The following is a 26992-nucleotide window of genomic DNA, read 5'->3' as shown; positions in this document are numbered from 1 at the left end:
AATGGTATTATAGTGTAAGCATAAGATGCAAGTCAAGTGCAAGAGAAAATCTAATAGACCTCTTGCATCATTCTACTTCTACTGGTAATTTGTGTGTGATACCGGTACTCTGCTCCTCACGTACTCTAGAGTACGTTGCGGGTCAAGGTTTCGTGTCTCCTACAAATTCCCTAACAGAAGTGAATTCTACAAAAGGTCTAATGATAAATTAGAAATTTGTAAATTATTCGATATACTCAAATGATTTGAAGAATGGAGACAACAAACAAGGGGTGAGTGTACCTTACTATTCCCCACAAATATTTGCAGAAGCCAATTCTTTAAAGCAGAAGAGTATATCTGTTAATCATTAATCACATAGCAAAATTATTTAAAAAACTTTATCACAAATATAATTGCTATTTAAAGGTTTAATATTTATGACGAATAACCAAGAACCTAAACCAAAGAAACTAACACTTGGTGGTCCTAAACTATCGCTTAGTAAGCCAACCCAACCCACCAATGTTACTAGAGGTTTTGTTAGTTCTGCAAAAACAATTGTAGAAGTTAGGAAGAGTAGCACTCCAGCTAATACTTTGTCTTTTAACAAACTTTGGTCTAGTGGTTCTACTTCTCAAGGCGGCGAATCTACTGCTGGAGAAGAATTTAACAGACGCTTAACTATTTTAAAAAAAGCAGCAGAAGATGCAAAATCTCAGAGTACTGATAGTAAGATTAGCACTCTGAGTAAACTTGCAACTATCAATCAACCTGTGAAAAAAGACTATATAGACGATATTGAAGAAAATGTTCAGGATGAGTTACAAGATATCGAAAATGATTCTGAAATACCACCTACTACATTAGCACCTACATCTTCACAGGATAACAACCCATCCAAGTCTTTTGTTAGATCAACACTGATTGGTTCTCAGAGTAATTTTGGCGTTGCACCTGAAGATGTTTTTGGGGTGGATAAGACTGGTGATAATAAAATAGTAGTACCAAAGGTTAAAGTTGAGGAGTCTAAAAAATTAAAAAAGGCAGATATCTTCAATATGCTTGACGCAGATGGAAGCGATAATACTGGTAGAACTAGAAGCCTTGCATCAATAAAAAGAGCTAGAGAAAAAGAAAAACGTAAAGCCGAGCAACAAACACCAGATAAAGTATACAGGGAAGTTATTATTCCGGAAGCTATTTCTGTAGGAGATCTAGCCAATAAAATGTCTGAGCGAGCCACAGATGTTATAAAAGAATTGATGAAGCTCGGTATTATGGCTACAACCATCCAAACAATTGATGCAGATACAGCAGAGCTTGTTGCTACGACCTTAGGGCATACAGTAAAAAGGGTTCAAGAGTCCGATGTTGAAAATATATTGATTAGTGAAGCTGATAAGGAAGAAGATTTAAAGCATAGGGCTCCTATTGTAACGATTATGGGACATGTCGACCACGGTAAAACTTCGTTACTTGATGCTTTAAAGTCAACTGATTTGGCAAGTCAGGAAACAGGTGGGATTACCCAGCATATTGGTGCTTATCGAGTCACCTTGGCTGATGGTAGGGCTATTACTTTCATTGATACTCCAGGACATGAAGCGTTTTCAGATATGAGAACTAGAGGGGCAAAGGTAACAGATATAGTGGTTATAGTAGTTGCTGCAGATGATGGAATAAAGCCGCAAACGATTGAAGCAATTAATCACGCTAAAGCGGCAAATGTTCCTATAATCGTTGCAATAAATAAGATAGATAAACCGGATATTAATCTTGACCGAATTAAAAATGATCTATTAATTTATGATTTAGTTAGTGAAGAGTTGGGAGGTGATACTATAATTGTACCAATTTCAGCTTTAAAGAAAACTAATTTAGATAAGTTAGAAGAGGCTATATTATTGGTTGCAGAAATGCAGGATCTTAAGGCTAACTTTAGCGGACTCACTGCTGGGGTAGTCATAGAGGCAAGAGTTGATAAAGGTAAAGGAGCGGTTGCTACTATATTGGTACAACGTGGTATTCTAAGAAATGGAGATATAGTAGTTGCTGGAACGAAATATGGTAGAATTAAGAGGATGAATAATGATAAAGGATTAGATCTTACCGAGGCAGAACCAACTTTACCAGTAGAGATTTATGGTTTAAATGAAGTTCCGCGAGCAGGAGATCAGTTTAATGTAGTGCAGAATGAAAAGCAGGCTAGAGATATTGTAGAGTATCGTGAACGCCTTGCAAAAGAAAAGAAAATTTCTGTTACCCAAAGATCAACTCTAGAAGAATTATTCCTAAAAGCCTCCGGTAATAGCGGTATGATAAAAGAGTTACCGATAATTGTTAAAGGTGATGTGCAAGGTTCAATTGAAGCAATTATCACTAGTCTATTAAAGTTGCCAAATGATGAAGTTCGTTTAAAGATTTTACATCATGCAGTAGGTGGAATATTGGAGTCAGATGTTACTTTAGCTAAAGCATCCAACGCTATTATTGTTGGTTTTAACGTTAGAACTAATAATAATGCTTTAGCTATGGCAGAAAAAGAAAAAGTGGATATTAGATATTATTCCATTATCTATAATTTGTTAGATGATATTAAATCAATAATGAGTGGTATGCTTTCACCAATTATTCGTGAACAATATATTGGTACAGCAGAGATTAGACAGCTATTCACTGTCTCAAAAGTTGGTAAAGTTGCAGGTAGTTATGTTACCAAGGGTACTATTAAAAGAGGTGTTGGAGTTCGCTTGTTACGAGATAATATTGTTATTCACGAAGGAAAACTTAAGACTCTAAAACGTTTTAAAGATGATGTCAAAGAAGTTCACGAGAATTTTGAATGTGGTATCGCTTTTGAAAATTATGATGATATAAAAGAAGGTGATATAGTAGAAGTCTTCGAAATTATTGAAGAAAAAAAACAATTATTGTAAATGCAAAAACTTTCTGATAAAGACAAGTCACAAAATAGGTCACAAAGGCAAAAAAAAGTGGCAATATTAATAAATGAAGCATTAGTGGAAGTACTAAGGCGTGGTAAGATGTTAGATGAACGTCTGATTAATTGTCCAGTAACTATTACTAAAGTCTTAGTTACTTCTGATTTAAAAGTAGCAGATTGTTACTTTTTACCATTTAATACTACTTTTAATGAGATACAACTTACTGAGTCTTTAAATAATTCGAAATATGCTATAAGAAACTTTATAACTGCTAAAATTAATTTAAAATATTCATCAGAAATTCGTTTTCATTATGATCACGGATTTGATAATGCTTACAAAGTTGAGGAGTTATTGAAGCAAGTTGAAACTAATCGAGTGAACTAGGATTACAATGAATCAAAACCTTACCCATCGCAAAGCCACAATTGCTGATTTAAGAACAATTGTTAACCTTCTTTTAGAAGATGAACTTGGACAAACAAGAGAACAGTTTTCAGCAGAATTGGATCAAGCTTATATTGATGCGTTCTACAAGATAGATAGTGATCCAAATCAATATTTGATGATAGTTGAAATGAATAAAGAAATAGTTGGCACTTGCCATTTGACTATCATGCCATCGCTAACTTTCATAGGTTCAACTAGGATGCAAATTGAAGCTGTTCGTATCTCAGAAAAGTATAGAGGACAACATTTTGGTGAATGGATGATGAGTATTGCAATGAAATATGGCAAATCAAAAGGTGTCTCCATTGTTCAGCTTACAACTAATAAAAAACGTCCAAGAGCCAAACAGTTCTATGAAAGACTTGGTTTTGAAGCAACACATGAAGGAATGAAATTATATAACTCTAATGAATAATAGTGTTATTATTTTAAATATTCACTTAAAAATCTCATGATTCCATAATTTTTTTAAAAACTCTTCTATTGGCAGTATATTTATTTCTCGATTATCTAGGCATATTTTCCTTGAATTATCTTCTAAGCAAACTACATATCCTTGATCCACTTGATGCTCTTCCATAAAAGATTTTATACTTTTTATTTCAGTTTTATGAACATTCGAAGATATTTTTACTTCAATTGGTAATGGCTTACCAGTAATAGTGCTAATTATAAAATCCACTTCTACGCCTGTCTTAGTACGCCAATAATTTATACGATGATCTAAATCATTTAGGTTTATATATGCTTGTAACTCAGTAAATACGTAATGTTCTAAAGCCCTTCCTGCTTCTGATCCTTTGGTATTATTAAAATGATTTTGGCTAATACTACTTGCAACGCCTACATCAAAAAAATAAAATTTAGGATTAGATGATATAATTTCTCTACTAATTTTTTTTTGATAGGGATAAACTAAATATCCTACCAAACTATCAACCAATATTTGGTAATATTCTTTAACTGTTTTAGCATCAATAGAACAATCGCGAGCTATGTTAGAATAATTCACTAGTTCGCCAGAGGAGAAAGCCGTGCTATCTATAAATCTACTAAACGCTGTAATATTTCTTACCAGTCCCTCAGCCCGAATCTCATTAGTTAAATAATCCTCAACATATGCTTTTAGTAATTTACGAGGATTATTACTGATAAAATGCGATGGAATTAAGCCATTATTAAATATTTTTAAAAGATCAAAATCCTCCTTCACCTCAGGGTATACTAATGGAAAAAAATTATATTTTATTGCTCTACCGCCTAATAAATTTGTACCATATGCTCTTAATTTTCTACTACTTGAACCACATAAAATAAAATAACTATCCGTATTTTCTATGAGCCAATGTATTTCATCAAGTAACGCTGGTACTTTTTGTATTTCATCTACTAGTTATAGGAAGATCAAGCTTAGCTGAGTGTAGTGCTAATACTTCTTCTCTAAAATTTGATGGTTGTTTTAGATACTTAAAATATAAGTCAGTTTTTAATAGATCATAATATATTGAATTAGGGTATAGGTTTTTTAAGTAAGTTGATTTTCCTACTTTTCTAGCTCCCCATAAGAAAGCTGTTTGCTTGTGATTTAAGTTTAATTTGAAATATCTTGTATACATATAGGTTTACTATTTAGGATTTTATTCCTAAATAGTAAACCCATTTAGGAGTAAAGTCCATATTTATTGATCAATCTTAATTTCTCTAATCTTTTATATCTTCCATTCTTGCAACTATACTCAAATGATTTGAAGAATTGGATTTGAAAATGAATGGTGAGAAGGCGTAGCGTACATATGGTATAGTTACGCATGCAAATCCATGATATTTTCAAAAAACAATTCGTAGGAGCAGAAGAGTATATCTGAATAATATAGTTGAATAAGACCACCGCTTTATCAAGAAACGAGCTAAACCAATGCTTGGTTTAAAATTTTTTGTTCTGCTGCGGTTACTATCACTGATATAGAAAATATTCGTATGATTCAAAAAAGACAAATTACTGGAGCTAATAATAATTTTTCTACTTTTGAAAATTTTGTTATGCTCATGGCATCATAATGTCCAAAATCTGAGGTTTTACGATTCTCGCTAGACCACGATTTACAGATGTGACAGAATCAACTGGGGTTAGTTAGTTAATGTTAATTATTTTTGTTCCTTGGTCTGTGGCATAGTATTGCTAGAGCTAGTAAATACTTTACACTCGTCAAGTAGTGTTTTAAGATTGACATTTATGTCTTCTAACTGAAAGGTAGCATGTAATATATGATGTTCTTTCTTAACTGTACTATTAGCTAGCTCTGTACTCTTTTGATATAGAGCTACTATTTCATCTTGTGCTTTGATGTAGACGTTAGAAAAATTATTGCAAATAACCTTGATGTCACTACAGGTTGATCTGATTTGATTAAGCCATTTGACCGAGAGTAGTATTAATAATATCTGTCCGATGATTAGGCTAAATACTCCAATGACCAAGGCTAATATTTGGTAATTCATGTTCTACTTCCTTTATTTGCTAATGTTATGTTTGTCCGCATAGCCTGTTGTAAGCCTAGATAAGGTCGGCTGATTGATTGCTACTATAAATATTTATTTTAATCATTTAGTAAATCCTATTTATTACTTTACTTAATATTAGAAAAAATATTATTATAACTTTATAATCATAATTTCACGGTAAATAATAGTCTGATTTTTTACTGTGGAGTTATATACTGATGTATTAATTACTACAGTATTTTTTATGGTATTGATTTGAGTTGATTTTTTACATATTATTTATGTATAAAGTTAGTCATCCGATAATTAAAAAATAATTTTGAGGTATAATTATGGAATTTCAAGTACAGGATTTAAGAAAATGCTCTATGTCATATGCAACTGTTAGGAGTTTAATTAAAAAGTCATTCTTCTTCTTTGTTATAGTTTGGCTTGTACTTGCTTATAGTAGTGGAACATTAGCAGCAGGAAAAAATAATAATATAAAAGAATATGGGATTGTTATATTACCAGAAGAAAAATGTGTAAGAGTAGCTGAGAAACTAAATCAGGATATTGCAAAAATATTAAGTCATTTAACTAATGTTAAAAATTATTGGCATGTTACCTTATATCACGGAGCATATGAAACAAAAGATTTACAACAAATATATGACAAAATTAAAGGACTAAAACTCCAACCTTTTACCTTAAACTTTAGTAATATTTACTCTACTGCAGATAGGTGGATAGACTTAGGGGCAGAAAAAACTAAATATCTTCAGGAATTACACGCATTAATCGTTCATTTAGCTAGCCCTTTCCACAAACATCCGTTAGCTCGCTCTAAAGATGTTTATAAAGATATGTCAAATGTTCAACGTGAACAAGTCGATAATTATGGCGTTAGTGGAGTTTTGGAGTTATATAATCCTCATATGACGTTGTTTTACCAATACCCACCAAGGCTTGAATTACAGGATACTGCAAAGAGAGTAGCAGTCTCTTTCAAAGAAAATATGGTATGTAAAGCCTCCAAGATTATTATAGGAGAACTAGGATATAATGGTAATATTGAAAAAATAGTTTATAGTGTAGAGGTGTCCAACTAAGTGTCCAGCTAATTATAACAACAAAATATTCGTGTAACAAATTATGTTGAAGCCTGTCCAAGATAAAAGCTCAGTACAAAATACATCAATAATTTGTAGTAAACAAAACGATTTAAAATCTGAATTTGCTTCTATAGTAAATGTACCTGGCTTTGTTATCGCTAAAGACATCAATTCTAAGTATTCCGTTATTAGTAAAGATTATGCTCTACTACTGGGTTGGAAGAGTCCAGACCACTGCGTTGATTTAACAGATTTTGACATACCTTGTGAAGCCGTAAAAGCAGCTGAGCAATTTATAACCCTTGATCAGAAAGTTATCGAGACTGCTAAGGCAATATTAAGCGTATATATTTGCAATTATTCATCTGGCTGGAAAACCTTAATGAGTCATAAGATCCCCATACAACAAGAAGATGGGAAAATCACTGGGATATTTGGTCAAGTTATGGACATATCTAACACTAATATGTTTAATTGGTATCTAGCATTAAATCAATTTGATAAAAAATTTATAAATTCGCAGGATAAACCTATAATTTATATTTTAAATCAGGAGCATTCTCCTCTTCCTTTAAGCAAAAAACAACAAGAATGTGTATTCTTATTGTTACGTGGTAAATCCATGAAAGAAATCGCCACTATATTAAACCTGTCAGTACGTACTGTGGAATCATACTTTGCGATAATCAAATTAAAGTTAGGGTGCAGTAATAAATCTCAACTTATAGAAAAAGCAATTAATAGTGGTTTCCTACATTACATTCCAAATTAGTATTATTCTTGTGTCTAAAAAATAAGTTTCTATGAAAAAAATTGTTTTAACCTGTATGATTGGCAACGCATTGGAATGGTATGATTTTATTTTATATGCTCAGTTTGCTTATATACTAAAACAAAAATTTTTGCCAAATAGTTCTATTAGTGAAATACTGACTTTTGCAATATTTGCAGCTGGGTTTGTGGTAAGACCGCTTGGAGGAATTATTTTTGGTAATATTGGTGACAAATTTGGGAGACGTATTTCCTTGGTTATAGGTATTTTGACAATGGTAGTTCCCACTACCATAATAGGATTACTACCTAGTTATAATTCAATTGGTTTAGTTGCTCCAATAATTTTAACTATAGTACGGTTAGTTCAGGGATTTTCATTAGGTGGGGAATTTAGTGGTTGCGTTATTTACCTTACAGAACATGCACCAGCAAATAACAGGGGTATAATTGGAAGTATTGTATATATTAGTCAATGCTTAGGAATGTTGTTAGGGATAATAATTGCTTATTTACTCAGTTCCTTGTTATCAAAAGAAGATTTATGGTCTTTTGGGTGGCGATTACCTTTTATTAGTAGTTTTTTTGTTGGTATGATAGGAATGTACATAAGAAATAGCATTTCAGAAACCCCAATATATGCCAAGGTAAGAGATTGTGGACTAGTCTTACAATACCCTTTGCGAGAACTACTATTAAACTATAAGAAAAAACTTTGGTTAGCAATAGGTCTTTATATTAATGTTACAGCACCTTTCTATGCTGCAACTATTTTCATTCCAAACTACATGTTGTCCCTTGGATATAGCCAAACTGAATGCTCAACATTAGGAAGCTTAACTTTAGTTACCATGATCATTACTTTTCCTATTACTGCCTACATCTCAGATAAGATAGGACGCAAACCTGTAATTCTTTTTAGTTGCCTAGCACTTATAATACTCACCTACCCAATTTTTCTCATGATAAATACTAAATCTTATTATCTTGCAACTACAGCACAAATTTTATTTGCTGTAATAGTAGCATTTCATATGGGTGCAATACCAACGATTCTAGTGGAACTATTTCCAACTAGTGTTCGTTTTACAGGAGTAGCACTATCATGCAACATAAGTGCAGCAATATTTGGAGGGACAGTCCCTATGATTGGTGCTTGGATATATCAGGTTACAGGAGATAGATTAGCGATGTCTTATTATTTAACCTTCCTAGCTATTTTAGCTATTTTTATAATATTTTTTTACAAAGAAACATATAAAAATATAATATAAGTTTTAACGATACCGTCAAGTTAACTGAAAAACGCCAATTTTAACAAAATTTTCGGTCTGTAAGCAGCATAGTATCGTTCACAAAATACTCATTTTTTGTTAAATTCAAGTTAACTTGACGGTGGGTTCTGATACTGTCTTAAGAGTCAAGGGCTAAAATAGGATTAAAGATAGAATTATTTTTAATTATTCCAAAGACAATATGTAATAATTTACGCATAATAGCAACAATAATAACCTTAGTAGGTTTACCCTTACTAGATAGCTTTTGGGTAAATTGTTTAAATATAGGGTTATGATTTTTAGCTACTATAGCAGGAAAGTATAGTGCTTTACGTAGTTTAGCTGAACCAATCTTTGATATAGCACTTTTCCAAATACTCTATGTTTAGGTGTAAGTCCTGCATAAGTAGCAAACTCCCTAGTACTATCTAATTCTTTACTTTCATGAATTCTCACTAATAAATGATCATCAGGTATCATGCACCTTAAGCTAACGCTATCACATCTCACACCTTCTTGATCAGATTTATAATCCTGCATCTTTACACCTGCATTTAAGCATAAAAATACATCTTATTTCTTATCTTAACTTTCTTCCACTCCTTCTTATGACTTTTTCAACAGCCCGGAGATTTAATCTTACATATTACTAACCATCATACCCTAAAACTAGACTAGAACGTTCTATGGATGGATCATCTATGGAATAGTTAGCGTTCTTGGTAACTTTGCAATTTTTACTTTTTTCCTAAAAATACCATCTGATTTAAAGCGTTTCTAAAGTAACAAATTTTAAATCCATATAACAACTGTATCGCTCTTAAAAACAGCCTTATGTTATCCTTTCAACCAATAAACTAATTTTTTTAGCCAAATACACCTATTTTGCTGAGCTATTTGGTGTTGATATATTTTGACTTGTTTGTTCTTTTAGTAGTTTACTTTTTTCTTCTATTGAATTAAGAAAGAAATAAGTGAAGGTTAGGAAAGCAACTAAAAGCGGTATAAATACAAAGAGAATTGCCTTTAGTTTCCTAGCTGATTCTTCACGATCCAGTCGTTTTTCTCTTTCTTCTTCTGTTTCAACAAATTTACTATCGGTATTTCTGTCAGTATCTAAATTATCTTTTGACATTTCTATAATCTAAAAATCGCATTAGTTGCCTAGTATTATAACATAGTAGCATAATATTATTATTTTTCAAAATGTTTTCTACATTTTTTTTTGTTTATCCTCAAAAGCTGATAATATTTGTCTAGTCACTTATAGTTTACACAATATTCATCTTTTTCAAAAAAATATAATAAATTCCTAGTAATATTCTAATTTTTAGTTTAACTTATATATTTAAAATATAGAGTATGGTTTTTTTATGGAAGAAGAAGAAATCAATTATTGGGACAACTCAAAGTATGCACCTTGTCAATATGCTACTAGGTTACTGGATAAATTACGTAAGATGAATGAGGAAGTAAATAGGCCAATAGATATTGATGAGGTTAGAAAGGCTATTTATTACGCCAAGAAATATCATGGCAGCCAAATGAGGCAGTCTGGTGAGCCTTATTACTCCCATCCACTAGAGGTGGCTTATATGATTTCTGATTATCTTTTCCGCACTGACATTATTGTTACCAGCATACTGCATGATACCATCGAGGATACAGAACTTACCGAAAAGATGATTGCTTATATTTTTGGGGAGCAGGTTGCTAGTCAAGTAGAAGACTTAAGCAGGAACAAGCCTCACGGCAAGATTAGCTCGGCGGAGATGATGGAATCGTTATATAGACAAAAGAAATATGATACCTTAATTATTAAGATATTTGATAGGCTTCACAATATTGAGACTCTAGAAGCTAAGTCTCCAGAAAAAGCGAAGAAGATAATTGAAGAAACTTTAAAGTATTCTTTAATTTTATGTGAAGTAGTAGAGCTACCATGGCTTTGCGATATCCTATATGAGAAATGTTATAAGCATAACATAAGATTAGGAGTTATAAAAAATAACGCTGATATTTTTACTAAACTATCTCAAGTTATTGCTTCTCCATTTTCTCAAAATAAGACACTCCTATAAAAAAGCCTATGCCCACAGGTACTAGAATTAAAAATAATCCCCAATAACCTAAGTATTCTGTAGTGAATACTAAACCAAACGATGTTATAAAATAAGTGAATAATTTGGCTATGGCACTTAATATACTAGTATGAGTAAATCTTTTGAAGATAGGAAAATGTCGATAAAATATTGGTGTTGCAGGCACATTATTAAACACAAATAAAGCAGCCAAACATTGAAAAATAAAAATATAATTCTAGTTTAGGCTATAGGATAACACCATGGGGAATAAAATAATTGAAGCAAAAAATAAATAGAGCTTTGCTTTAAGTATCTTTAAAGGATGGATTATATAGCTAAGATAAGCTAGCATAATTAAACCAAATAAATCTACCAGTGACACCCAAAAATTTTGATTAATAACTTGATTAGCCGAAAAACCACATTTTTGTTTTAATATATCTCCACAATATATATAAATGAAATAAAAACATGGCGATCTAGCACATTGAATAAAAAAATATGCGATTGAAGTTGAAATTGGCACTGGCTGATTAATAATTTCTTCATTCAGCTTATTAAATTCAACTTTATTATCTATAAATCTATTTTTTAACCTCTTTTTTTTATTCACAAACTCTCTAGTTTCTTTTAAACTAGTCCTAGCAACAGAACCAATTAATGCAATGCCAGCCCCAACCCAAAAAGCTGTACGCCAGCTGAATTCATTTTGATAAATATCTGTACTAGTAAAAATTGAGGCAACTCCAAGGGCTGCTGTTGTTCCTACAGCTGAAAACACAGTTATTAAGGCAACTAATGAATATTGAATAGGTGGGCTTGAACTTTCAGTTAAATAAATTTCTGCTCCACATGCTTCAGCACTTGCTGACAAACCTTGTATCATACGACAAATTACAAGTATCCAAGACGCAGTAATCCCTATTTGAGCATAAGTAGGTAAAGTTGCAATAATAACACACGAAATACCCATCAAAAAAGTAGTTATAATTACGACAGTCTTTCTACCTAAATAATCGCCAATATAACCAAACAATAACGCCCCAAAAGGTCTTAATATGTAAGTGGAAGAAAAGGCAGCAGCCGAAAGCAATGAAGTGGTAAAAGGATCATATTTGGGAAAGAATAATTCATTTAGTAATACTGCTAAATGTACATAAAGCATCAAATCAAAATACTCAAGGAACGTCCCAATCGACAGCAACCCAACAGCTTGTTTTTGTTCTCTAGTAAGACTGGTTTGGGGATAGATAACCCTGCCATCTGCTCGTACAAATTTGCTCATATTAGTATTTAAACCTTTACTTTATGTTATTAACATTTACCTATATATTATCCAACCTTTGTTGCCGAATCAATTTTTGGTTGAAAATAATTTTCTCTCTTCTTCTCCAACTTTTCAAAATGTAATAACCCAAATGCGAATCCTATATTTATAGGGATCATAATAATCAATAACCCCCAATTTCCAAAGTATTCAATAAGGTAGTTGAATCCAAAAGCAGTAATAACATACATCAAGGCCCGAGACATAGCGAATGTAATGCTAACACAGGTAAAACGTTTAAATACAGGAAAGTTTTTATAAAAAATAGGAACAGCTGGTGCATCACCTTGCCAAAATAAAACAATAACTATCTGAATCAAAAATAACTCAAACGGAGAATGAAGATTATTCAGCAAATATGGACAAAATAAAATAAAAATAGAACATATTATGAATATAATTCTAAGAATTAATAAAGGATAAACTTTGTAACTTAAATAAGCTAATATTAACACAATTAAAAATTGTATTATACAGATAATAAAATTATGATGAATAACCTCAACCGTTGTATAACCAAAATTGGTTTTAAGAATAGTACCACAATGCATATAGGTGAAATAAAAACATACCGGGGCAGCACATTGTAATAAAAGGAGAGCTATAAATGTTTTCTTACTAACCTTTTCTATCCAAATAGGATGGTTTTCTAAAGTACTGGTATCTGTATTAGTTTTTGCAAAAACTTTTTTTAGTTGACGTTTAGCATCAGCAAATTCAGGCGTTTCTCTTAGTGTTGTTCTAGCAATAGAACCGATTAATGCCACTATTGCACCTAGCCAAAATGCTAGACGCCAATTAAAACCAAAAGAGGTAACGAGTGTTGCCATACCTAAAGCACCCATACCTCCTAAGGAAGTAAAAGCCCCTATTAATGCAACTGTTGCATATTGGGCTGGTGGGTTAATCGTTTCTATTAAATAAAGTTCAGCACCTACTGTTTCACCCATAGAAGACATACCTTGTACAATGCGGCAGATTGTTACTATCCAAGCCGCTGTACCCCCTATCTGGGCATAGGTAGGGAGATTAGCCATGACAAGACATGATGCAGCCATCATAAAAGTTGTGATGATAACGGTAGATTTACGCCCTATATTATCGCCTAACCAACCAAATATTAATGCACCAATAGGTCGAAAAACGTAGGTTGAACAAAAGGCAAAAGCCGTCATTAAAGAGGTTGTGTGAGGATCTGTTGGTTCAAAAAATAACTCATTAAGAAAAACTACCATATGAACATATAACATCAAGTCAAAATATTCTAGGAATGTCCCGATCGACAGCAAGCCGACAGCTTGTTTTTGTTCTTTAGTGAGACTGGTCTGAGTATATATAACTCTGCCGTCATCTCGTACAAATTTGCTCATATTAGTGTTTAAACCCTTAAGTTATATTGTCTAGAGTTGTATATAATTAATTGCTTACAAACTCACCTTACGCATAACCCCCACAACTGTTGAAAGTTTACAAATACCTATACCACAGCGTCATTGCGAGCGTAAGCGAAGCAATCTAGGAAACAATCTATAGATAAATGATGTTACTGGATTGCTTCGCCACCAAAGTGGCTTCTCGCAATGACTCTAGGCTATTCTCCCTATGGCTTTTAAATGCCATGCGTAAGGTGAGTTACAAAGTAAAAACGAGGTCATTCCCGCGTAGGCGAGGATGACCTAGTATTGACCAGTTTAATACTACATAATTTCACAACATACATGCAGCAGTACTTCCACCTAGTGCTACATCTTCTTCCGACTCAAACGACGTATCAGGACAAGTTTCGTACGAATCATTAAGATGGGAAGAAGATGCTCCCTGATATGAGTGAGATTGCCCACAATACGATTCTAATTGTTTATCAGCCCAAACTGAAGCAGACACAGAAATTTCTGCATCCTTGTTGGGATATCTTGTGGTGATGACTTGAATAGCTTTAAGCCATTTTGCAGCTTCCGAAGCAACATCTTTATGATCTCGTTGAGGCAGTAATTCTTTGCAAGAAGGATCACCTAACTTAGCTCCAATAGATACGTAAAGTTTGTCCTTATATTCACTCTTTTCTACTCCTAAACCTTCGCGATAAAGATAAGCAAGTCCAGCAGCTGCTGCTGCATTTCCGAAGAGTAATGATTCGTTCCAACATCTAGCAACTGCTTTATATCCACCAATCACTTGAGATACTAAGCCAACCTGTTCTTTTGCACCTTCCGCCTTGTCAAATTGTTCAGAAGCATATTCATATAAATTATTACTAGTGCGTAATATAGTTTTATTTGAGTCTACATATCTTTTTGGAGAGTCTTTCGATTTTGCCATAATTTACCTATTATTTAAATTTTAATATAGTTAATAGTTACCTTTGTTTTTCATTCTTATTCAAGGTAGTAAATTTGGGATTAGGAGTTGGCACAGGTTTTAGAGGAACAGGCTTTGCCTCAGATAATCCCTTAGTAATATGCTGATCTAAGTGTTTTTCTGATACTTGATTCATTACTGCCACTTGGTCATCATATCCTAATTTTTGTATTATTTTATCCCCAAGCTTATGTGATTCGTCTTTAAGAGTTTTATTAAGATTGGTTGTTGGTGTTTTATCTTGTTCTTGGTCAATAGTTTTAGAATCTTGTGGTGTTTTATCATTTGCTACTTCAGTTAGCTTAGAGGGGGAAGATGGTGCGTTAGTTCCTGCTATTTCAGGTTCTAAATTTTCTGCATTTTTAGTTTTATTGGTAACTTCACTACGAAGCAATGTATCATTAACTATGCCGTTGCCAGTAATAGCTTCTTCTTGATTTTTAAGTAAAGTAGTAAATTTACTTAATTTCTTATGTTTATCAGGATCTGTCTGTTGTAATTGTTTAACTAACTTATCAAGATCATTAAATTCCTTATCTTCATTTTTATCCGCCTCTATCTTCTGAATCTTAGCATCCACCTCATCTTTCTGCTTTTGAGCTTGTTCCACAACTGGAGCAAAATCCGTAATTTTCTTATCCTGATGTTTTATTTTTTGTTTTATCGTGTCAATTTCACTTATCGACTGAACATCCTTCGACTTTTCCTTTTCTATCTTAGCTTTTTCTAACTTTACTTTTTCTTCTTTTAATTTTTCATCGTGCTTCATTACTCCATCATAATGTTCATGTACTTTATCACGATGTTCAAGTAAATTTTTATATTCTGTATTTTGTTTTTTAATCTGATCTTCGCTTTTTACCAGTTTCTGCAGTTCACTTTCTACATCTTTGCCATCTTTAAGATCTTTAACCACATCGTGCAACTGATTTGTCCAGCTTTCCCTTGCGGTTAAAAATGCATCAGCATTTTTGTTAAAATCTGTATGTTGTTCTTTTAATTTTATGCTTTCTTGGTGAAATTGTGCTGACCGCTTAGCTTCTAGCCTCTCAGCCTCCTTTTCTAAAAAGTCTATCTGCTTTTGTAACTCAACTGCTTCTCTAGCTTCTTCTTGCCTGTAAGTAATATTTTGTTCAGCACGTTGCTCTTCTTTGGCAACAGCAGCTTGTAAAGCTTCTAAACTTTTTAGTATTTTTGCTGGAAGATTACTAGCTAACAAACTGCTTATAGCACTATTGAGTCTCGCTAGTTCAGCTGGGTTAGTGGAATGCAGCTGAGATTTGATATCATTAATAACATTCTCAAACTGAGTAATATAAGCAGAGTCTTCTTTGCCCATATCCCCGTCATCAAAATCATTAGCCATTTTATATTTTGTCATGCTATTAGGTTGATTTTATATTACCATAATTTAATTAGAATCAATTCTAAAATAATAGTCAACTTATTTTTAATAAAAATTAATTATTTTTCGTAATATAAACAATATCCAATATTCTACTCACATAACTATATTAGTTCTGATATTTAACATCCTTTGATCTCAGCCTATATTTTTACCAATATCTCTTTTCTCCCTTCTAATTTGTTTATAGAATTGTGATATTGTTACAACCAAGATTTATTATTTCAATTTTCTATATTATTTTTTCTTGCTATCGTTCAACCAAATCATCAATATCTATATAGTATTAATAAATATATTAAGGTGAATAAATGATAGGATATCAGCAAGAACAAAGAAGTTTAACTAGAGAACAAAAAGAAGCGGTTGGATTGCTTTCGATCGGGACGTTCTTGGAGTATTTTGATCTGATGCTTTATGTGCATATGGCTGTACTGTTAAATGAGTTGTTTTTTGAGCCTACTGATCCTAAGACAGCCTCTGTAATGTCAGCATTTGCCTTTTGTTCCACTTATGTTTTACGTCCATTTGGGGCTTTGCTATTTGGTTGGATAGGAGATAATTATGGTCGTAAGCATACTGTTGTCATAACAACTTTTATGATGTCGATTTCTTGTATTGCTATGGCTAATTTACCAACTTATGCTCAAATAGGTATTACTGCCTCTTGGTTGGTTACAATATGCCGTATAGTTCAAGGTCTATCTTCCATGGGGGAAGTAGTAGGAGCCGATATTTACGTTATTGAAATCACCAAGCCACCTATACAATACCCCGCTGTAATGGCAACTGGGTCAATTTGTAGTGCTTTAGGCGGAACTTTTGCATTAGGTATTGCATCACTTGTTATATCTAATGGTTTTAATTGGCGCAATGCTTTTTGGGTAGGAGCAGGAGTTGCAGTAATTGGAGCTGCTGCAAGAACAAGGCTTAGAGAAACTCCTGATTTTGTTGATGCAAAACGTAGGGTCAAACAAGCTGTAATCAAAACTAATCAAGATTCTAAAATTGTAGAAAAAAGTGCCATTTGGAAAGAAAAAGTTAACAATAAAACTGCCTTAGCTATATTTTTTATGCAATGTTCATGACCAGTATGTTTTTATATTGCATATATATATTGTGGAAGTATTTTAAAAAATTCCTTTCACCTTAATGCAGAACAAATTATTCACCAAAATTTTATAGTATCGATGATACACTTTTGTAGTTTGTTAGTATTAACATATTTAAGCTACAAAATATACCCGTTAAAGATCTTAAAAATTAGACTAACAATATTCTTAATTTTTATTATATCTTGTCCATATTTACTAAATAACGCTGAATCAGCATTTGATATATTACTAATTCAAACGTTTATTACCGTATTTGGCACCACGGTAAATCCTGCAATACCACTCTGTTATAAGTATTTGCCTGTTTTTAAACGTTTTACCTACGCTAGTTTTGCATATGCTTTATCACGTGCTTTCATATATATAGTAACTTCTTTTTCACTTGTATATTGTACAAATTTCTTAGGTCATTGGGGAATTTTAGTCATTATGATTCCTGCATCTGTAGCTTTTATATATGCTATATATCATTTTGAAGAACTAGAGAAAGTAGATACTCATCACTTCCAAAGGGAAGAGGCTTTGTAGATTCCTTCCTAGTAAGGTCTATACAAAGTTGAATTATTTTGTTTTCTACATCTCTTGTTTCTAGGTGGGCAGCAAGAAGTATAAATGTACCTATAGTTTCTTCTACTATTTTTTTAATCTTTTTTGGAGATTTTATACCAACAGTTTCTAAATTATGAATCCGATCAAAAAGTTTAATTAATGCCACATCATATTTCTTTTGCTGGAATAGTAAATCTAGTGTTTCCGCCGAGCTAATCTTGCCATGAGGCTTAACCCTAGTCAGGTCTTCTACTTGACTAGCCACTTGACTGCCAAAGATGTAAGCAATCATCTTTTCGGTCAGTTGTGTATCTTCAATGGTGTCGTGTAGTAACGCAGTCACAATCATGTCGGTTCTAAACAATCGTGGAATTTCTAGGGCTGTGTACTGGGCAAGCATATACGCCACTTCAATCGGATGGGAATAATACGACTCGCCGGACTGCCTCATTTGGCTGCCATGATATTTTTTAGCATAGTAGATGCCTTTTTTGACTTCATACATGTCTATTGGTTGCTTTACTTTTTCATTTAGCAAAATTAACTCCTTAAGCAACCTCTCAGCATATGCACAATACTGGTATTTTGAATTATCCCAATAGTTATTAACATCTTCCATAAGAAACCATGATATTTTAATTGTAAAGTTATTATAAACTAAAATTTTGACTATTTAAAGCATTTATTGCTTTTTATTTTTAAAAAGATGCATATTTTCTAACTTATGTTGTATAAATTACAGTTTACCCGAATTCGCGTTATTGGACAATTTCATAAGATTAGTAAAAAATATCTTAAATATCTATTGTCGATGAGTTTTGTTTTGGATATAACTAAAGGGACAATAATACTACTTTTTGATTTGTTATTGAATAATTGTGTGATTTAGTTATGAGCGAAGAACTTCTGCAACGAGATTTAATCAAGAATCCCAAAAAAATAGGGACTTGGAATTTTTATGATATTGGTGCAACAACTATTAATGCTTTAAAAAAAGCTGATATAATAAGAAGTATAGATTATGGGGATATATCAAACAAGAGAGTTGATGCCATTATCACAAAACAAAAAGAAGTTATTGCTATTGTGGAATTTAAACTACCTGAAAACTTTAATACCAAGGATAAAAAAAATAATGCCATTTTACAAGAAATTGAGGTTGCCAAAAAACTAAAAACAAAATTAATTATTGCAACTGATACCCAAGAAACGGTATGGATTAATGTTGCTACTGGTAATAACGTAAAAAACGAAAAAGGTGATGATTTTAAGTATCTTTTTGACTCCAAAGATCCAAACTTGCAAAAAGTTATCAATGAAATAATACAATCAATAAATGAAAAGAATGATAGAATCTTACCAAAAAAACTAATCAATCCAACCGACTTAGCAAAACAAATATGGCAAGATGTTTGGAGTGTTAGTGGTGCAACCCCTGAGAATTGCTTATACACATTTGTTGAATTATTTATATTCAAATATCTAAGTGATTTAAAAATATTGCAAGGTACTTATAATTTTTATACTTTACTGCGGATGTATGAAGAAGGCAATGAAACTAACACAGTTTTGCAACATTACGCAAATATTATCAGACCACAAATAAAGGAGCTGTTTCCTGAAAATGTTCTAGACAAGACCACCATAATAAATGGCAGCATATTTATCAGCAAAGAACAAAAAGCTGTTGATAGTTATGGAACAGTCTTTAGAAAAGTGTTACACAAGTTTAGAGATTATGGGAAACTTGAACATATTGACCATGATTTTAAAAGTAAGTTATTCGAAAGTTTTTTAAAAGAAAGTATCAGTAAAAAGGAATGGGGGCAGTTTTTTACTCCGATTAAAGTTGTTTGTGCTATCAATGAAATGGCAGAAGGTGAGTTAAAAGAAGGGATGACTATTTGCGATCCAGCATGCGGAGTGGGTAAATTTCCGTTAGAATTTATAAAAGACAATCTTGATAAGCTTTTTAAAGTTGAAAACAATAAAATAATACAAAAAGTTAAAATAGTTGGTTTTGATAAAGGTTTTGACAAAGATGAACAAAAAACCATCATTTTAGCAAAAGCCAATATGCTTATTTATTTTTGTGAACTTATAAAAGGCAATATTGGACTAACTAAAGAATTTGCTAAAATATTTAATGATAGTTTCATTTTAAAAACAAACTCAATACTTGGTACGCTTTCTGAAGCAGAAGAAGAGAAATATAATTTAATTTTAACAAATCCCCCTTATGTAACAAGTGGAAGTAGTAATTTAAAAAAAGAAATATCTAAGAGTCTTACTTTAAAAAACCACTATAAAATCAATGCTATGGGTATTGAAGGGCTTTTTATGGAGTGGATCATTAAAGCTCTAAAAAAAGGTGGCAAGGCTTTTATAGTTGTACCTGACGGTATCTTTAATAGACAGAATGATAAAAATTTAAGGCAATATATTTTGGATAGTTGCTATATTGATGCAATTATTTCTTTGCCATTAAAGACATTTTTTACAACACAAAAAAAGACCTATATTTTAGCAATTACAAAAAAATCTGATATTTCTGATATTCAAACTGATCCTGTATTCACTTATTTGGTCAGTGAAATAGGTGAAAGTAGAGATATCTACAGATTTGATATTGAGCAAGATGACTTAAAAGAAGCTGTTAATTTATATAATGCTTTTAAGGGCAATAAGAAGTATTTTACAACTCTTAATCATGATAAGAGGTGTAAGATAGTTTCGATAAATGAATTTGACAGTGATAAAAATTGGTCTGTAGAAAGATGGTGGAGTAAAGAAGAAAAAATTGAATTAGGTATTGAAAAAATAGACCAATTAGTCTCAATTAGTGAGTTTAGTGATATAATTAGCGATTTAGTAACGAGCTGTAATGAGTTTACTACATCTTTGCAAGATATTGGTTTTAATGTAACTCAAGAAAAAAAAAAGTACTTAGAAATACCTTTAAATGATTGTAGCTATTTTAAATTATTTATAGGTAAAAGAGTTTTAAAAAGGGATTTAATAAATATTAAAGCTGGCAATATACCCGCATATAGTGCAAATGTATTTAATCCAGTTGGTTTGATAAAAGATAGTAATATAAAAGATTTTGATAGTAATTTTGTTATATGGGGTATTGATGGTGATTTTAAATTTAATTTTATTAGAAAGTACATCCCATTTGCAACAACTGATCATTGTGGAACAATAAGAATATTAGAAGATACTATCTTGCCACAATATTTAATGATTGAGCTAGACAGAATTAAGGACGTTTATGGTTTTGATAGGGGATTAAGAGCTTCTCTAAAAAATATGCAGAATATCATTATTAGATTACCTGTAGATGTCGATGGGAATCTTGATATTGACATCCAACAAGATATTATAGAAAAATATCAAGTAATCTCTGAAATTAAGCAAGAAGTTGGGGAATACAAACATAAAATAGATAAACTTGTTATCAAAATTGATGATGCAATCGAGTATTGCCAAAGTGTAAAAATAGAGGATGTTTTTAATATAAAAAAAGGAATAGCAAAATACACTAAGACTTATATTAAAAAACATAAAGGTTCGTATCCTGTCTACTCAGCAAACACAAAACAAGATGGTGTTTTAGGTTATATAAATCATTTTGATCATGATGTTGAATCTATCCAGATTACCACCAATGGATATGCTGGCACAGTTTTTTATAGGTCAAAACATAAATTTAGCATAAATGGAGATGCAAGATTGTACATCCCAAAATGTGATAACCTTGATTGTTTATATCTATCGTTTGAATTACAAAAAGTATTAGATAAAAATAACTTTAACTAGGAATACAAGCCAACCATAGAAAGAACAAGAAATATTGAAATCAAAATCCCAATTACTGCAACAGGTGAATTTGATTTACCAAAACAAAAGGAGATAGCAAAAAAATATCGTAAAATCGAAGAAATAAAAAATAATGTAAAAAGAGAACTTGAAAAAATAGAAAATATAAAAGTTGATATTGATAATTATATCAGAATCTGAATCGCAGTCTGACTCGTCATCAGTTGGAGTTGCCTCAGAGGAATTAGACCTCTTCGAAAATTCTACTTCTGCTGGTAATTTGTGCGTGATACCGGTACTCTGCTCCTCACGTACATCTGAGTCACACTACTGGACAAAAAGGTTATATTGGTTGCGCAAAGTGTAACTTAAGCAATTTTATGACTGGTGTAAAAGTAAAGACTTGATCTGACAGTTTGGAGTTGTTGGGTACGAAAATATGGAATAAAATCATACCCAGCAAATTTTAACAACCTCTTATTAAGGAGACTGTCAGATGACAACATATCAAGAAAAAATTATAAAACCAAGAATTGGTTTATTACAATTAGCAGAACAACTAGGAAACGTATAGCAAGCTTGTAAAGTAATGGGCTATAGCAGAGATACATTTTACCGCTATAAGGAACTGCATGAGCAAGGTGGAGCAGAATCTTTGTTTGAGATGACTAGAAAGAAGCCATGTTTGAAGAATCGTGTTCCATCTAATATCGAGGATGCAGTAGTTAATATAGCTGTTGAATTTCCTGCTTATGGTCAGGAACGTACTGCTAATGAATTACGTAGGAGAGGTATCGTTATCTTTGGAGGTGGAGTAAGGTCTGTTTGGCTACGTCATGATTTAGAGAATTTCAAAAAACGTCTAAAAGCATTGGATGCTAAAGTTGCAAATGCTGGTATTATTTTGAGTGATGCACAACTTGCTGTACTTGAGAAAATCAAGAATAAACGTGAAGCAACTGGTGAGATTGAAACCATGCATCCTGGTTACCTTGGCTCTCAAGATTCCTATTATGTTGGAAACATTAAAGGCATAGGACGTATCTACCAACAAACCTTTGTAGACACTTATTCTAGGGTAGCTATTTGTAAGCTTTATACCGAGAAAACAGCTATTACTACAGCAGACCATTTGAATGATAGGGTTATTCCATTTTTTGAAAAGTATAATATCCCTTTGCTTCGAATACTTACAGATAGAGGCACGGAATATTGTGGTAAACCTGAGAATCATGCTTATCAACTATATCTTAGTATTGAGAATATAGATCATTCTAGAACTAAAGCATATAGCCCTCAAACTAATGGTATATGTGAGCGTTTTCACAAAACTATGCAGGAAGAGTGCTATCACATTCTATTCCGTAAAAAGCTCTATAATACATTAGATGAGTTACAAGCTGATATCAGATACTTGGCTTACAAATTATAATAACGAAAGGTCTCATTCAGGTAAACATTGTTTTGGTAAAACACCAATGCAAACTTTTAGAGATTCACTTTATATTGCTAAAGATAAAAATATTAGTAATATAGAGAGAATATCAGACAACTTGGCTATTACTTATCAAGCTGCCTGATTATTACTTATTGTCAGATTAAGTCGTAACTAGTACATAACTAGAAACTACCATTTCTTCTTACTATGGCAACTTTCTTTCCTCTTTCCTAACTATAATTTTTGTCAACAGCAATTATCTTTTATCTAAATTTTCAAAAAAATAAAAAATATTTATCTAAATAACAAAACAACGTTTTTGTTGAATAAGTTTATGGCACACTTCAAGTAGTTTACGCATGCACGCAACTATAGCAACCTTTTTAGGTTTAAAATTGTTAACAAGCCTATCATATAAAGCTTTTAAATATTGAAAACTATTTTTGACACCATTTTTCCCCGCCAATACCGCCATGTATAAAGCATCTCGTGGTATTTTCCTGCCACCTCTAATAAATCTTCGTCCTTGCTTATTACCACTATCACGAGCATAAGGAGCTATCCCCACAATTGCTGACAATTCGTTACTACTATAATTTTTATTTCCTAATTCAGGTAAAAAACTAATTAGTTTTTTAGCTACGCATTTACCAATACCAGGCACACTCTCTAATATTTTTACCTTCTCTTTCAACTCTTCTGATTCATCTATTACCTCATTTAATTTCTTATCAAGCTCAGCTATTTCATTCTGTAAAAATTTAATGAGTTTTTCTATACTCTCTTTATCAATGCCATCAATACTATGATGTAGCCTCTTCTTTTCATTGCTAAGCATTAATACTAAATCTTCTCGCCTTTGCTGACATCTCTTCAAAGTCTCTGATTCAACTTGATATAAATAATTAGCTGTAAGTTGCATCTTATCGCCATAATATGCTAATTTAAATGCGTCCTTCTTATCAGTTTTACACAAATTCACCGATTTACTAAATAGAATTAAAACTATAGGTATTGACCTTATGTATCTGTTGCTTATTATTATACAATTCTTGGCAAATCTCTGCTTCATAACCTCCAGTAGGCTCACATACTATTATCTTAATTTCTTGCTCTTTTATTAATTTTATCAGTTCTTCATGCCCTAACTTATCATTGGAAAAACGATTATATATCGGTTTATTGTTAGACTCATATAAACATATATCTAACCATTTTTTACTTACATCTAGACCTATTATTTTACTCATGATATAATCTCCTTCATCTTATTGTGCAAGGCTGCTGCTTCCAGCACCTTCTGCAATTTGTTCAAAGCAAACCTTGTAAGAGGGTACTTATTCTGTGCACGATTATTTCAATCAAGAACCTATCAAGTCACCCTCTTACAATTACTTATATCATAATTTAAAGATATAAGAACCTAGCTCTTTCTCGAAAAAATGATAGCCTTCTTGTAATTCTTGTGTATTGTTGTAGCTATCAGTTTTCGTGCAAGAAACTATCAACGATAAAAGTTGACGAGACGTTTTACTTAATTGTTTACCACAATTATTGGTAAGATTTCGCCATTCAGGTGGGACAAAATTACCGACTATGTTATAAAAGATAATATCTTGATTTTCAACTATAGGGCGAGAAAAAGTTAACGATTCTGTCATATTTCCTTCCCTTGTAATAGGGTTAAAAATAGATTTTTTTGTAGGTTAAATTTGGGGAATTTTGCTAAAAAAACAGTATAGAAATTTTTTGAGAGAATCATAAGATTGCTGAAACGATAATATATATACGGGTGGAAGGAAATTTTTAAAACACTCTCTCTGCTCTTGCGAGGAGTGCGTAAGCACGACGAAGCAATCCAATGAATATGGATTGCCACGACCACTATGTGGTCTCGCAATGACGCCAATTTGCTATGGATAAATACTAACCTTGGTTAGCTATATAACAAATTACCAAACTGAAGGAGAGAATTTTGCAAAAAAAACATAATCTAATAAAGTATGACTACAGTGCCTATAGTACTTTAAGAAGGTTAATAGTTGATCATATAAAACCATATCTCAAACAGATCAGCATAGCAGTATTTTGTATGGTAATTACGGCTATGTGTACTGCTTGTATCGTTGATTTAGTGCGACCAACTATTGATCAAATATTTTTAATAGGCAATCGTCAAATGTTATTATTTTTACCGTTAATGGTAGTAATAACATTTACTATTAAAGGGATAGCTGAATATTATTCAAATTATTTAATTAAATTTGTTGGTCAGAGAATTTTAACTGATCTACAAATTAAGATGTATGAGCATCTATTGTTTGCCGATATTCTATTTATTCAATCTCAATCATCGGGGCGTTTAATATCACGTTTTACTAACGATATTTCCATGATGCGTGGTGCTATATCGAATTTACTAGTAGGTTGTGCCAAATATTTTTTTACAGTAGTAGGCCTTATTATAGTGATGTTTACGTTAGAACCTAGGTTATCTTGTATAGTATTTCTAGCATTTCCCCTAGCAATTTATCCAATACAGAAATTAGGGAAAAAAATTCGTAGAATATCAGGTCAAGCTCAAGAGGAATTAGCTAATTATACTTCTAGGTTAGATGAAACTTTTCAGTCAATTAAAATTGTTAAGTCCTTTTTAGGAGAGAAGATTGAAAGCAATCGAGCTTTATTGCTCTCTAGCAATATTTTACGTTTTCTAAAGAAAACTGCAAAATTGGATGCATTGGTCTCACCAATCATGGAAGTATTAAGTGGTATTACAGTTGGAGGGCTTATTTGGTATGGTGGGTTGTTAGTCATAAAAGGAGAAACAACACCAGGAGCATTTTTTGCTTTTATTGCTGCATTTCTTGCAGCTTATAGACCTTTTAAAAGTTTGGTTTCTTTAAATGTAAACCTACAAGAGGGTATTGCTGCAACAAGAAGAGTTTTTAATATTCTAGATACTGAGCCTATTATTAAAGATAGTGTAAATGCTCAAAATGTTCAGTTAGTTAATCCACAAATAATTTTTAACAATGTCGAGCTAAAATTTAATAATAAAGTAGCTTTAAAGCTCATTAATCTAAAAATAATGCCAGGGAAAACTACAGCTTTTGTTGGACGTTCTGGCAGTGGAAAAACTTCGTTATCTAATTTATTAGTAAGATTTTATAACCCAACTAGCGGACAGATTTTAATTGATAATTATGATATTAAAGATATAAGGATTGACTCTTTAAGGCAGCAAATTTCTTTAGTAACTCAAGATACTACATTATTTGACACTAGTGTTGCAGAAAATATTGCTTATGGTAATCCAAATGCAACTCGTGATCAGATTATTATAGCAGCAAAATATGCTGATGCTCATCAATTTATCTCAAATCTGCCTGCAGGGTATGATACGATCATTGGTAATCAAGGTTCAACACTTTCAGGTGGACAACGTCAGCGTTTAGCGATAGCTAGAGCTTTTTTGAAATCAGCAGCAATTTTAGTTTGGGATGAAGCAACAAGTTCATTAGACCAAAATTCTGAGCGATTAATTCTAAATTCTTTAGTAAATATTCGTGAGAATAAAACCACCCTAATTATAACACATCGTTTATCGAGCATTAAGGATGTTGATCATATAGTTGTTATGAAATCTGGTATGATATTTGAACAAGGAACTCACTCACAACTTATGGACAATAAAGCGGAATATTATAAATTATATAATAAGGAATTAGAGGAGGGGGATAAGTGAACATAAAGGGAGTAGCTGTCTATTCACACAACAACAAAATACAAAAATATTCATCTTTTTTAAAAATAGATAAAAAATCCTTGGTAATAATTTATATTTTAGTTTAATCTATAAACTGAATATAA

General features: G+C 32.1%; 23 protein-coding genes and 4 pseudogenes. 12 read left to right on the top strand and 15 right to left on the bottom strand.

What is annotated here, in order from left to right; all coding sequences use genetic code 11:
* Positions 1–419 precede the first annotated feature (419 nt).
* Genes infB through ACFEL1_RS07425 form a run of 3 tightly spaced genes read left to right on the top strand, consistent with a single transcriptional unit; the run spans position 420 to position 3792 of the window.
* Entirely contained in the window at positions 420–2918 is a 2499-nt protein-coding gene (gene infB / locus ACFEL1_RS07435) for a translation initiation factor IF-2 (RefSeq protein WP_375330951.1), read from the top strand.
* Positions 2919–3314: a 30S ribosome-binding factor RbfA gene (gene rbfA / locus ACFEL1_RS07430; RefSeq protein ID WP_375330950.1), complete on the top strand. Its 396-nt coding sequence runs from the start codon at positions 2919–2921 to the stop codon at positions 3312–3314.
* Between the two features lie 7 nt (positions 3315–3321).
* Positions 3322–3792 (top strand): GNAT family N-acetyltransferase, encoded by a 471-nt coding sequence (locus ACFEL1_RS07425; RefSeq protein WP_375330949.1) that lies wholly within the window; start codon positions 3322–3324, stop codon positions 3790–3792.
* A 21-nt stretch (positions 3793–3813) separates the two neighbouring features.
* Here ACFEL1_RS07425 and ACFEL1_RS07420 read toward each other — a convergent pair whose 3' ends face one another.
* The 3 genes and pseudogenes from ACFEL1_RS07420 to ACFEL1_RS07410 form a co-directional block, all read right to left on the bottom strand.
* Positions 3814–4590, bottom strand: a complete 777-nt coding sequence (locus ACFEL1_RS07420) for an ATP-binding protein (RefSeq protein ID WP_375330948.1) — start codon at positions 4588–4590, stop codon at positions 3814–3816.
* A gap of 57 nt (positions 4591–4647) precedes the next feature.
* Positions 4648–4716, bottom strand: a pseudogene (locus ACFEL1_RS07415) (hypothetical protein); the annotation flags it as partial.
* A 43-nt stretch (positions 4717–4759) separates the two neighbouring features.
* The gene (locus ACFEL1_RS07410; RefSeq protein ID WP_375330947.1) at positions 4760–4993 is read right to left on the bottom strand and encodes a hypothetical protein; all 234 of its coding nucleotides are present in this window, start codon (positions 4991–4993) and stop codon (positions 4760–4762) included.
* A 242-nt stretch (positions 4994–5235) separates the two neighbouring features.
* Between ACFEL1_RS07410 and ACFEL1_RS07405 the strand changes: the two are divergent.
* Positions 5236–5435: pseudogene (locus tag ACFEL1_RS07405) on the top strand (DDE-type integrase/transposase/recombinase); the annotation flags it as partial.
* 87 nt (positions 5436–5522) lie between these two features.
* Here ACFEL1_RS07405 and ACFEL1_RS07400 read toward each other — a convergent pair.
* A complete protein-coding gene (locus ACFEL1_RS07400; protein ID WP_375330946.1) occupies positions 5523–5876 on the bottom strand; it encodes a hypothetical protein in 354 nt (117 codons plus the stop codon).
* Positions 5877–6211: 335 nt separating this feature from the next.
* Between ACFEL1_RS07400 and ACFEL1_RS07395 the strand changes: the two genes are divergently transcribed.
* From ACFEL1_RS07395 to ACFEL1_RS07385, 3 genes are read left to right on the top strand one after another with little or no spacing between them, the layout of a single operon-like run.
* Positions 6212–6970: a hypothetical protein gene (locus ACFEL1_RS07395; RefSeq protein WP_375330945.1), complete on the top strand. Its 759-nt coding sequence runs from the start codon at positions 6212–6214 to the stop codon at positions 6968–6970.
* 43 nt (positions 6971–7013) lie between these two features.
* Complete coding sequence (locus ACFEL1_RS07390) at positions 7014–7745, top strand: PAS and helix-turn-helix domain-containing protein (RefSeq protein ID WP_341763191.1); 732 nt, start codon at positions 7014–7016, stop codon at positions 7743–7745.
* 31 nt (positions 7746–7776) lie between these two features.
* A complete protein-coding gene (locus tag ACFEL1_RS07385) occupies positions 7777–9018 on the top strand; it encodes an MFS transporter (RefSeq protein ID WP_375330944.1) in 1242 nt (413 codons plus the stop codon).
* 139 nt (positions 9019–9157) lie between these two features.
* On the opposite strand, the gene ACFEL1_RS07380 is transcribed toward ACFEL1_RS07385, so the two are convergent.
* The 3 genes from ACFEL1_RS07380 to ACFEL1_RS07370 form a co-directional block, all read right to left on the bottom strand.
* Positions 9158–9373, bottom strand: a complete 216-nt coding sequence (locus ACFEL1_RS07380) for a hypothetical protein (RefSeq protein ID WP_375331570.1) — start codon at positions 9371–9373, stop codon at positions 9158–9160.
* Positions 9328–9561, bottom strand: coding sequence for a hypothetical protein (locus ACFEL1_RS07375; protein ID WP_375330943.1), 234 nt, complete (start codon positions 9559–9561; stop codon positions 9328–9330). Before ACFEL1_RS07375 ends, ACFEL1_RS07380 begins: the two co-directional genes overlap by 46 nt.
* A 340-nt stretch (positions 9562–9901) precedes the next feature.
* The gene (locus ACFEL1_RS07370; RefSeq protein ID WP_375330942.1) at positions 9902–10156 is read right to left on the bottom strand and encodes a hypothetical protein; all 255 of its coding nucleotides are present in this window, start codon (positions 10154–10156) and stop codon (positions 9902–9904) included.
* Positions 10157–10394: 238 nt separating this feature from the next.
* On the opposite strand from ACFEL1_RS07370, the gene ACFEL1_RS07365 reads away from it, so the two are divergent.
* Positions 10395–11102 carry an HD domain-containing protein gene (locus ACFEL1_RS07365; protein ID WP_341762141.1) on the top strand — a complete coding sequence of 236 codons (708 nt, stop codon included), beginning with the start codon at positions 10395–10397 and terminating at the stop codon, positions 11100–11102.
* Here ACFEL1_RS07365 and ACFEL1_RS07360 read toward each other — a convergent pair.
* From ACFEL1_RS07360 to ACFEL1_RS07345, 4 genes and pseudogenes are all read right to left on the bottom strand, one after another.
* Positions 11062–12390: pseudogene (locus ACFEL1_RS07360) on the bottom strand (MFS transporter). The gene ACFEL1_RS07365 and the pseudogene ACFEL1_RS07360 overlap by 41 nt on opposite strands.
* A gap of 47 nt (positions 12391–12437) precedes the next feature.
* Complete coding sequence (locus ACFEL1_RS07355) at positions 12438–13802, bottom strand: MFS transporter (protein ID WP_375330941.1); 1365 nt, start codon at positions 13800–13802, stop codon at positions 12438–12440.
* A gap of 337 nt (positions 13803–14139) precedes the next feature.
* Positions 14140–14751 carry a hypothetical protein gene (locus ACFEL1_RS07350; protein ID WP_375330940.1) on the bottom strand — a complete coding sequence of 204 codons (612 nt, stop codon included), beginning with the start codon at positions 14749–14751 and terminating at the stop codon, positions 14140–14142.
* A gap of 37 nt (positions 14752–14788) precedes the next feature.
* A complete protein-coding gene (locus ACFEL1_RS07345) occupies positions 14789–16171 on the bottom strand; it encodes a hypothetical protein (protein WP_375330939.1) in 1383 nt (460 codons plus the stop codon).
* A gap of 335 nt (positions 16172–16506) precedes the next feature.
* On the opposite strand from ACFEL1_RS07345, the gene ACFEL1_RS07340 reads away from it, so the two are divergent.
* Complete coding sequence (locus tag ACFEL1_RS07340; RefSeq protein ID WP_375330938.1) at positions 16507–17283, top strand: MFS transporter; 777 nt, start codon at positions 16507–16509, stop codon at positions 17281–17283.
* A gap of 487 nt (positions 17284–17770) precedes the next feature.
* Here the strand turns inward: ACFEL1_RS07340 and ACFEL1_RS07335 are convergent, their stop codons facing one another.
* Positions 17771–18478 carry an HD domain-containing protein gene (locus ACFEL1_RS07335; protein ID WP_375330937.1) on the bottom strand — a complete coding sequence of 236 codons (708 nt, stop codon included), beginning with the start codon at positions 18476–18478 and terminating at the stop codon, positions 17771–17773.
* Between the two features lie 272 nt (positions 18479–18750).
* Between ACFEL1_RS07335 and ACFEL1_RS07330 the strand changes: the two genes are divergently transcribed.
* Positions 18751–21681 carry an N-6 DNA methylase gene (locus ACFEL1_RS07330; RefSeq protein WP_375330936.1) on the top strand — a complete coding sequence of 977 codons (2931 nt, stop codon included), beginning with the start codon at positions 18751–18753 and terminating at the stop codon, positions 21679–21681.
* 589 nt (positions 21682–22270) lie between these two features.
* Positions 22271–23261: pseudogene (locus ACFEL1_RS07325) on the top strand (IS481 family transposase).
* Positions 23262–23417: 156 nt separating this feature from the next.
* On the opposite strand, the gene ACFEL1_RS07320 reads toward ACFEL1_RS07325, so the two are convergent.
* The 3 genes from ACFEL1_RS07320 to ACFEL1_RS07310 all read right to left on the bottom strand — a co-directional run bounded on the left by ACFEL1_RS07320 (position 23418) and on the right by ACFEL1_RS07310 (position 24780).
* A complete protein-coding gene (locus ACFEL1_RS07320) occupies positions 23418–24101 on the bottom strand; it encodes a transposase (protein ID WP_342278982.1) in 684 nt (227 codons plus the stop codon).
* A 7-nt stretch (positions 24102–24108) separates the two neighbouring features.
* Complete coding sequence (locus ACFEL1_RS07315) at positions 24109–24369, bottom strand: IS110 family transposase (RefSeq protein ID WP_342278983.1); 261 nt, start codon at positions 24367–24369, stop codon at positions 24109–24111.
* A 150-nt stretch (positions 24370–24519) separates the two neighbouring features.
* Positions 24520–24780 (bottom strand): hypothetical protein, encoded by a 261-nt coding sequence (locus tag ACFEL1_RS07310; protein ID WP_375330935.1) that lies wholly within the window; start codon positions 24778–24780, stop codon positions 24520–24522.
* A gap of 314 nt (positions 24781–25094) precedes the next feature.
* Here ACFEL1_RS07310 and ACFEL1_RS07305 point away from each other — a divergent pair, with 314 nt between their 5' ends.
* Positions 25095–26867, top strand: coding sequence for an ABC transporter ATP-binding protein (locus tag ACFEL1_RS07305; RefSeq protein ID WP_375330934.1), 1773 nt, complete (start codon positions 25095–25097; stop codon positions 26865–26867).
* The last annotated feature ends 125 nt before the right edge of the window (positions 26868–26992 follow it).

This window comes from Candidatus Tisiphia endosymbiont of Oplodontha viridula (genome assembly GCF_964264865.1).
Taxonomy (GTDB): domain Bacteria; phylum Pseudomonadota; class Alphaproteobacteria; order Rickettsiales; family Rickettsiaceae; genus Tisiphia.
This window is presented reverse-complemented; position numbering and strand designations above follow the sequence as displayed.

Excerpts from the sequence above, each read along its gene's own strand:
- ACFEL1_RS07375 (WP_375330943.1), bottom strand. The coding sequence starts at position 9,561 with ATGCAGGATTATAAATCTGATCAAGAAGGTGTGAGATGTGATAGCGTT.
- ACFEL1_RS07340 (WP_375330938.1), top strand. The coding sequence starts at position 16,507 with ATGATAGGATATCAGCAAGAACAAAGAAGTTTAACTAGAGAACAAAAA.
- ACFEL1_RS07385 (WP_375330944.1), top strand. The coding sequence starts at position 7,777 with ATGAAAAAAATTGTTTTAACCTGTATGATTGGCAACGCATTGGAATGG.
- infB (WP_375330951.1), top strand. The coding sequence starts at position 420 with ATGACGAATAACCAAGAACCTAAACCAAAGAAACTAACACTTGGTGGT.
- ACFEL1_RS07410 (WP_375330947.1), bottom strand. The coding sequence starts at position 4,993 with ATGTATACAAGATATTTCAAATTAAACTTAAATCACAAGCAAACAGCT.
- ACFEL1_RS07365 (WP_341762141.1), top strand. The coding sequence starts at position 10,395 with ATGGAAGAAGAAGAAATCAATTATTGGGACAACTCAAAGTATGCACCT.
- ACFEL1_RS07425 (WP_375330949.1), top strand. The coding sequence starts at position 3,322 with ATGAATCAAAACCTTACCCATCGCAAAGCCACAATTGCTGATTTAAGA.
- ACFEL1_RS07395 (WP_375330945.1), top strand. The coding sequence starts at position 6,212 with ATGGAATTTCAAGTACAGGATTTAAGAAAATGCTCTATGTCATATGCA.
- ACFEL1_RS07330 (WP_375330936.1), top strand. The coding sequence starts at position 18,751 with ATGAGCGAAGAACTTCTGCAACGAGATTTAATCAAGAATCCCAAAAAA.
- ACFEL1_RS07335 (WP_375330937.1), bottom strand. The coding sequence starts at position 18,478 with ATGGAAGATGTTAATAACTATTGGGATAATTCAAAATACCAGTATTGT.
- rbfA (WP_375330950.1), top strand. The coding sequence starts at position 2,919 with ATGCAAAAACTTTCTGATAAAGACAAGTCACAAAATAGGTCACAAAGG.
- ACFEL1_RS07355 (WP_375330941.1), bottom strand. The coding sequence starts at position 13,802 with ATGAGCAAATTTGTACGAGATGACGGCAGAGTTATATATACTCAGACC.
- ACFEL1_RS07350 (WP_375330940.1), bottom strand. The coding sequence starts at position 14,751 with ATGGCAAAATCGAAAGACTCTCCAAAAAGATATGTAGACTCAAATAAA.
- ACFEL1_RS07315 (WP_342278983.1), bottom strand. The coding sequence starts at position 24,369 with ATGAGTAAAATAATAGGTCTAGATGTAAGTAAAAAATGGTTAGATATA.
- ACFEL1_RS07370 (WP_375330942.1), bottom strand. The coding sequence starts at position 10,156 with ATGTCAAAAGATAATTTAGATACTGACAGAAATACCGATAGTAAATTT.
- ACFEL1_RS07345 (WP_375330939.1), bottom strand. The coding sequence starts at position 16,171 with ATGACAAAATATAAAATGGCTAATGATTTTGATGACGGGGATATGGGC.
- ACFEL1_RS07400 (WP_375330946.1), bottom strand. The coding sequence starts at position 5,876 with ATGAATTACCAAATATTAGCCTTGGTCATTGGAGTATTTAGCCTAATC.
- ACFEL1_RS07310 (WP_375330935.1), bottom strand. The coding sequence starts at position 24,780 with ATGACAGAATCGTTAACTTTTTCTCGCCCTATAGTTGAAAATCAAGAT.
- ACFEL1_RS07390 (WP_341763191.1), top strand. The coding sequence starts at position 7,014 with ATGTTGAAGCCTGTCCAAGATAAAAGCTCAGTACAAAATACATCAATA.